Raw genomic sequence first — 6,629 nt, forward strand, 5'->3', positions numbered from 1 at the left:
CGGCTTCCTCGGCGCCGGAGGAGAGCTGGGTGGCCACGGTGGTCAGTTCCTCCGAGGAGGTGGCCAGGGTGGTGGCGCCGCCGGCGATGGCGCGGATGGTGGCGCTCAGGCGCTCCATGGTGGCGTCCAGGGCGCTGGCCAGCTGCCCGACCTCGTCCTTGGTGGTGATGGCCACCCGCTGGTCCAGGCGGCCCTCGGCCAGGCCGCGGACCACGGTGAGGGTCTTGGCCAGGGGGCCGGCGATGGAGCGGGCGACGGCGATGGCGACGGCGGTGGCGATGGCCAGGGCGGCGGCGCCGATGACCAGGAGCAGGGTGACGGCGGTGTGGTAGTCGGAAGAACCCTGCTCGCCCAGGTCGGCGGCCGCCTGGGCCTCCGCGTCGCGCAGGACGCCCAGCTGTGCGGTGATCTCCTTGGCGATCGGTGCGGTCGTGCTGTCGCGCTCAGCGACGTAGGCGTCGATGTCCTTGTTCGTCGCAGCCGCGACGAGAGTCTCGCGGGAGGTGCGGTACTGGGCCAGCAGCTCCTCGACCTCGTCGCGGTCCTCGGCGCGGGCGTTCGGGCTGGAAGCCTGGTAGGCCTTCCACGCCTCGTCGTAGACCCCGTCAGCCCCAGCCATGGCGTCGAGCTGCTTCGCGGTCTGCTCGGGCGTGGAGGGCAGTGCGGCGCTGGTGATGTCCAGACGCATCTGCAGGAAGGAGGCCCGCACGTCACCCACGTACTGGACGGAAGCCACCCCGCTGGTGGACAAGCCGTGCAGGTTGGCCTGAGAGGAGCCCAGGCGGGAGATGCCGACCGCGACCACGACGGCCAGCAGCAGGCAGACGACGCCGAAACCGGCGAACAGCTTGGAGGCGACCTTCAGGTCGCGCAGGGTCGTCATCAGCGGGTGGCTCCTCAGGTGCAGCACGAAAGGCGGGTTGTTGACGCCTCACTCCTCCTTCGGTCGACACGTGTCGTTCTTGAGGCCGTGCCGAGGACCCGGTGCCGGTGGCCGGGTCCGCACCCCCGCCGCCGCTCCAGGGCGGGTGCCGGAGTGCCGACTGCTGATTCGTGAGCTCCTCGCCCAGGCGGTCGACCGGTCCGGCGCGCCACCTGCTCGCCCCCCTCCTCACGCTGGGGCTGCTCGCGGCGGCGGCCGTGCTGCTGCACCGGACCTTCCGCCACCACTCCTGGGCGGACCTGGGCGGCGACCTGCTGGCGCTCGGCCCGGGCGTCGTGCCGGCCGCCCTGGCCGCGACGGCGACCTCCTACCTGGCGATGACCGGCTACGACGCGCTGGCGCTGCGCTACATCGGGCACCCCCTGCCCTACCGCCGCTACGGCCTCGCCTCCTTCGTCGCCACCGCCTTCGGCAACAACCTGGGCGCCTCCGCGGTGGTGGGGGCGGCGCTGCGGGCCCGCGTCTACTCCAGCTGGCAGGTCCCCGGGTCCGCCATCACCCGGATCGTCGGCTTCAACGCGGTCACCCTGGCGCTGGGGGCCGCGGTGCTGGCCGGCAGCGGCATGCTGCTCGACCCGCGCACGGCCGGCCGGGCGCTGCACCTGCCGGGCGCCGCCGTCGTCGTCCTCGGCTCGCTGCTGCTGGCCTCCGTGGCGGGCTACCTCCTCTGGGCCTGCGCCGGGCGGCCGATCCGCTGGCGCGAGCGGCGCGTCGAGCGGCCCTCGCCCGCCCTGGCGGTGGCCCAGGTGCTGCTGTCGACGTTCGAGTGGCTGACCATGGCCGCGGCCCTGCACGTCCTGCTGCCCGCCGAGGGCAGGCTCCCGCTCCTCGCCTTCGCCGTCGCCTTCTCGATCGCCACCGTCGCCGGGCTGGTGACCGGCGTGCCCGGTGGGCTGGGGGTCTTCGAGACGGCGCTGGTGGTGCTCATCGGGTCGACGACACCGCCCGCGGGGCTCGCGGTCGCGCTGGTCGCCTACCGGCTCTGCTACTTCGTGCTGCCGCTGCTGCTGGCGGCCGTGCTCCTCGTCGTGCACGAGGTCCGCCGGTGCGGGGGTGCGGGCCGAGCCGAGCACCGGGACCCCCCGCGCCGGAACCCCCTGCGCCGGAACCCTCCGCGCCGGGCGCCTGCGCACCGGCCTCGTCCGCGCGCCCGCCCGCCGTGCTCACGCCCACCGTGCTCGCCCTCAGCGTCGCGGGCGCCGGCGTGTCCATGCTGGTGGTGGGGGACCTGCCCGGCCCCCGGGCCCTGGACCTCTCGGCGGTCACCATCAGCCTGGCCGGGTTGTCCGCCCTGCTCATGGCCCGCGGTCTGCACCGCCGGCTGAAGCGCGCCTGGGCGGCGACGCTCGCGCTGCTGGTCGCCGTCACGGGGATCGCCGCCGCGCACGGCGACCTGGTGCTGGCCGCCGCGACCGCCGTCCTCGCCCTCCTGCTGCTGCCGGCGCGCCCGGCGTTCCACCGCGGCGCCCTCTTCGCCCGGCCGCAGAACCCGGTGTGGCCGATCACCGCGGCCGTGCTGGTCGGGGTGGCCGTCTGGTGGCACGAGTTCAACGGCGCCGGCGGTGCGGTCGACGCGCCCCTGCTGGTGGCCTCGATCTCCGGCGACACCCCGGGAGCGGACCGGCTCACGATGGTCGCGGGCGCCGTCGGGGTCCTCATCGGCGGGCGCCGCCTCCTGAAGCCGGCTGCTCCCGGAGCGCGCGCCGCCGACGAGGAGGAGATGGCCCGGGTGGCGGACGTCGTCGCCCGGTCGGGGCGCTGCACCTCGCAGCTGGCCTTCACCGGCGACAAGCGCTTCCACTTCAGCCCCGGCGGGACGTCCTTCCTGATGTACCAGGTCGAGGGGCGCAGCTGGGTGGTCATGGGCGACCCGGTGGGCGACCCGGCCGACTTCCGCGAACTGGTCCGCAGCTTCCTGGAGGAGACCGACCGCCACGGCGGCCGGCCGGTCTTCTACAACGTGCTCGCCGACCACGCCGACCTCTACCGCGAGTGCGGGCTGAGCCTGGCCAAGCTGGGGGAGGAGGCCGTCGTCCCGCTCGGGGAGTTCACCCTCAGCGGCAAGACCAGGGTGGGTCTGCGCAACTGCCGCAACAAGTCCCAGCGCCTGGGCCTGGCGGTCGAGTTCGTCGCGCCGCAGGACGTCGAGGCGCTGCTGCCCGCCCTGCGCGAGGTGTCCGAGGCGTGGCTCGCGCACCGCAACGGCAAGGAGAAGCGGTTCTCCCTGGGCGCCTTCGACGAGGACTACGTCCGCCGCTTCCCGCTGGTCGTGGCGCGCCAGGAGGGGCGGGTCGTCGCCTTCGCGACCCTGTGGGTCGGCGGGGACGGCCGGGAGGTGCAGGTCGACCTGATGCGCCGCCTGCCCGACGGCCCCCGCACCGTGATGACCTTCCTGTTCGTCGAGTGCATCCTGTGGGCCAAGGAGAACGGCTGCACGTCGTTCAGCCTGGGGGTGGCGCCGCTGGCGGGGCTGCGCACCGGCGCCACCGCCTCCTGCTGGGACCGGATCGGGCACCTGCTGTGGACCCACGGCGAGCGGTTCTACAACTTCAAGGGCCTGCGGGCCTTCAAGCAGGGTTTCCAGCCCCGCTGGCGCACCTGCTACGTGGCCGCCCCCGGGGGGCTGGCCCTGCCGACGGTCATGCTGGACGTGGCGGCGCTGGTCGGCGGCGGGATCCGCGGGGTGGTCCGGGGCTGACCGGGCGGGCGCCCGCCCGCTCCCGGCGGCACCCCCTGGGGAACCACCGGGGGAACCGCTGCGGTCGCAGCCCTTGCGCATCGCACGGGGACGCGCACACTGGTCCCACGAGCTGGTCCGCGACGCTGCTGTCGGTCCGTGGGGGTGTCCATGTCCTGGTCCCTGCCGCTCCTGCCGCGCGGGGTGCGCACCGGCCGGGGAGCCGGTGCACCCGACGGGGTCCCGCTGCTGAGCCGGGGCCGGCACCGCGGCCCGCGCCAGGGCGCCTGCTTCATGGAGCTGGCCTCCCACCTGGCCGGTGAACCCTGGAGCGACCACCCCGCGTGCACCCACCCGCTGCTGGCCGCCGTGGCCCGCGACGTCAACGACCGCACCTCCGACGCCGCCCGCCCGCTCCTGCTCGAGCTGGTGCCCTCGGTCGTCGGGTCGCGCGGCGAGGACCCGTGGATCGACGTGCGCATCGCCCGCCTGGCCGCGGTGGCCGCCCTCCCGGTGGTCGCCGAGGAGCGCCAGCGCGTCCTGGCGGTGGGGTTGCTGAGCACCGAGCGGGTGGCGGCCCGGCTGGCGGGCGGTGCGGTGCGCCGGGACGCGGCCGTCGCCGCGGCGCTGCGGCAGGCGCCGGGCGCGGAGCGCTGGGCCGAGCGGTTCGCCCGCCTGCACGGGCAGGACGCGGACGCCGCTCCGGCGCAGTTCCGCCGCGTCGTCGCGCCGCGCATCGTCGCCTGCGCCACGGAGGGCATCGCGCGCGCCTGCGTGCCCGACGCCGACCGCAGGCTGCGTGAGCTGCTGACCGCGGCGATCGAGGCGTGCGCGGCCCGCCCGCAGCCGCGCGCCGCGAGCGCCCCGGTGGCGGCCCGTGAGCACCAGGTCCCCTCCGCCTGCTGACGCCTCCCCGGGCTCCGCGCAAACCCCGGCGCGCGGGCGGTCGCGGCTGCCACACTCGCGGCGATCAGCCACCACCGCCTCGTCCACGGAGGGACCCGTGACCCCGAGCACGCCTGCCGGCACGTCCACCGGCACGTCCGAGAGCACGTCCGCGCGCCGGCCGCGGGTGCTGCCCGCGCTGCTGCTGGCGCTCCCGCTGCTCGCGACGGCGGCCGCCGCCCCGGCCGCCGCCGCCCCCGAACCCGGTTTCGAGACGCTCACCCCGGTCTGCGCGCCGGCGCCGCCCGTGCAGCACCCGGGCTGCGCCGGCGCGCGCAGCTACCGGGGCGCGCCGCTGCCCAGCGGGACGCCCGGGCAGCTGGTGCGGCTGAGCGGTCCGGACCGCTTCGCGACCGCCGTCGAGATCGCCGAGCACGGCTTCCCCGAGGCGGACGTCGCGGTCCTCGTCAGCGGTGAGGACGCCCACCTCGTCGACGCCCTCTCCAGCGCTCCGCTGGCGCGCAGCCTCGCCGCGCCGGTGCTGCTCGCCAGCCGCGACGGCCTGCCCGCGGCCACCGCCGCCCACCTCTCCGGTCGCGGGGTGCGCTCGGTGCTGCTGATCGGCGGTCCGGACGCCCTCGGCGAGGGGGTGGTGCAGCGGCTGCGGGAGCTCGGCGTGACGGACGTGCAGCGCGTCGCCGGCCCCGACCGCTACGCCACCTCGCGGGCCGTGGCAGCGCTGGTGCCGCGCGCCGCCCACGGGTGGGTGGCCTCCGGCGAGGACGCCCACCTCGTCGACGCGCTGGCCGCCGCGGGGGTGGCCGCCCGGCTCGGCGAACCGCTGGTGGTCGTGGCCGACGACGACCCGATCCCCGCCGGGCAGCTGCTGGCGGCGCGGGGCGTCACCTCCACCACGGTCGCCGGCGGCCCGGCCGGGGTGACCCCGGAGGCGCTGGCGCCCCTGCCCGCCCCGCACCGCGCCGCGGGCGTCGACCGCTACGGCACCGCCGCCGCCCTCGCGCAGGAGGGGGTGGACCGCGGGACGCTCGCCACCGACGTCGTCCTCGCCCCCGGCGTCCAGGGGCACCTGGTGGACGCCCTGGCCGCCGGGGCGCTCGGCCGCGGCACGCTGCTCGTGGGCGACGAGCCGTCGGCCCAGGAGGTCGTCGAGGCGTGGTTCGACACCCACGGCCTCGGGCGCGCGGCGGCCGTCGGCGCGGTGGAGGTCGAAGGTGGCGCCTCCTGAGCGGAGCGCCGGTCGTGCGGTCGGTCGCGCGGTCGGTCGCCCCGTCGGTCGCCCCGTCGATCGCGCGGTCGGAGGTCCCCCGTGCTGATGGCCGACCGGGCCGCGCTGCTCCTGCTGGACGCCGGCGGCCGGCGGCTGCTGCCCGCTCGTTCGGCGCGGGCGCTGCTGGCGGGGGCCCTGCTGTGCGAGCTCGTGCTGGCCGGGCGGCTGGAGGCCGATCCCGACGCGGACGCGCTGCGGGTGCTGCCCGCACCCCCCGCGGGTGGGCAGCAGCCGCCGCGCCTGGAGGCGGTGGCGGCCCGGCTCGCCCAGCGCCCGCTGCCGGCCCGCCGGGCCGTGCGGGCCGTGGCGGGCGGCCCGGTCTGGGAGGAGGCGGTGGCGGCGCTGGGGAAGGCAGGCGCGGTGCGCGAGGTGCGCGGTCGGCGGTCGCTGCTGTGGTCCTCGGTGCGCTGGCCGGCCGAGGAGGCCGCGCACCTGCCGGTGCAGCGGGAGGTGCGCGAGGCGCTGGTGGCCGCCTCCCGGCGCCGGCGGGCGCTGGTGGTGGACCCGGGGACGGCCTGCCTGGTGCTGCTGCTGTCGGCGGCCGGGTGCCTGGGCGCGGTGGTGCCGGGGCTGCCGGCCGACCTGGAGCCCGAGGAGGCCATCGACGAGGCCGCCGAGGCCCTGGCGCAGGCGCTGGAGCGGGCGGGCGCGCTGCCCGAGGCGGCGGTGGAGGCGCTGGAGGGCGTCCAGGTCGCTGTGGCCGCGCTCGCCCGCGTCGGCTCCGGCGGCGACGGCCCGGTGCCGGACGGCGCCTCGCACGACTCCTCGCACGACTCCGGCGGCGGCTCCGGCGGCGATTCCGGTGGGGGTGGCGGCGGCGGCGACTGACCCCGCGC

General features: G+C 77.3%; 6 protein-coding genes. 5 read left to right on the forward strand and 1 reads right to left on the reverse strand.

The annotated features are described in order from the left end of the window. Positions 1–883, reverse strand: an 883-nt coding sequence (locus GTQ99_RS17915; protein ID WP_166617088.1) for a Tar ligand binding domain-containing protein, incomplete at its 3' end; no start/stop codon positions are given. 170 nt (positions 884–1,053) lie between these two features. Between GTQ99_RS17915 and GTQ99_RS25440 the strand changes: the two genes are divergently transcribed. The 5 genes from GTQ99_RS25440 (at position 1,054) to GTQ99_RS17935 (ending at position 6,621) form a co-directional block, all read left to right on the forward strand. Then, on the forward strand, positions 1,054–2,268 hold the full coding sequence (locus tag GTQ99_RS25440; protein WP_338075079.1) for a lysylphosphatidylglycerol synthase domain-containing protein: 1,215 nt from the start codon (positions 1,054–1,056) through the stop codon (positions 2,266–2,268). Then, on the forward strand, positions 2,154–3,641 hold the full coding sequence (locus GTQ99_RS25445) for a GNAT family N-acetyltransferase (protein ID WP_240897676.1): 1,488 nt from the start codon (positions 2,154–2,156) through the stop codon (positions 3,639–3,641). Before GTQ99_RS25440 ends, GTQ99_RS25445 begins: the two co-directional genes overlap by 115 nt. A 150-nt stretch (positions 3,642–3,791) precedes the next feature. Continuing rightward, the gene (locus GTQ99_RS17925; RefSeq protein ID WP_166617089.1) at positions 3,792–4,526 is read left to right on the forward strand and encodes a hypothetical protein; all 735 of its coding nucleotides are present in this window, start codon (positions 3,792–3,794) and stop codon (positions 4,524–4,526) included. 97 nt (positions 4,527–4,623) lie between these two features. Beyond that, the gene (locus GTQ99_RS17930; protein ID WP_166617090.1) at positions 4,624–5,751 is read left to right on the forward strand and encodes a cell wall-binding repeat-containing protein; all 1,128 of its coding nucleotides are present in this window, start codon (positions 4,624–4,626) and stop codon (positions 5,749–5,751) included. Between the two features lie 87 nt (positions 5,752–5,838). After that, a complete protein-coding gene (locus GTQ99_RS17935) occupies positions 5,839–6,621 on the forward strand; it encodes a GPP34 family phosphoprotein (RefSeq protein WP_338075080.1) in 783 nt (260 codons plus the stop codon). The last annotated feature ends 8 nt before the right edge of the window (positions 6,622–6,629 follow it).

Origin of the sequence: Kineococcus vitellinus (assembly GCF_009906315.1) — a bacterium.
GTDB lineage: Bacteria > Actinomycetota > Actinomycetes > Actinomycetales > Kineococcaceae > Kineococcus > Kineococcus vitellinus.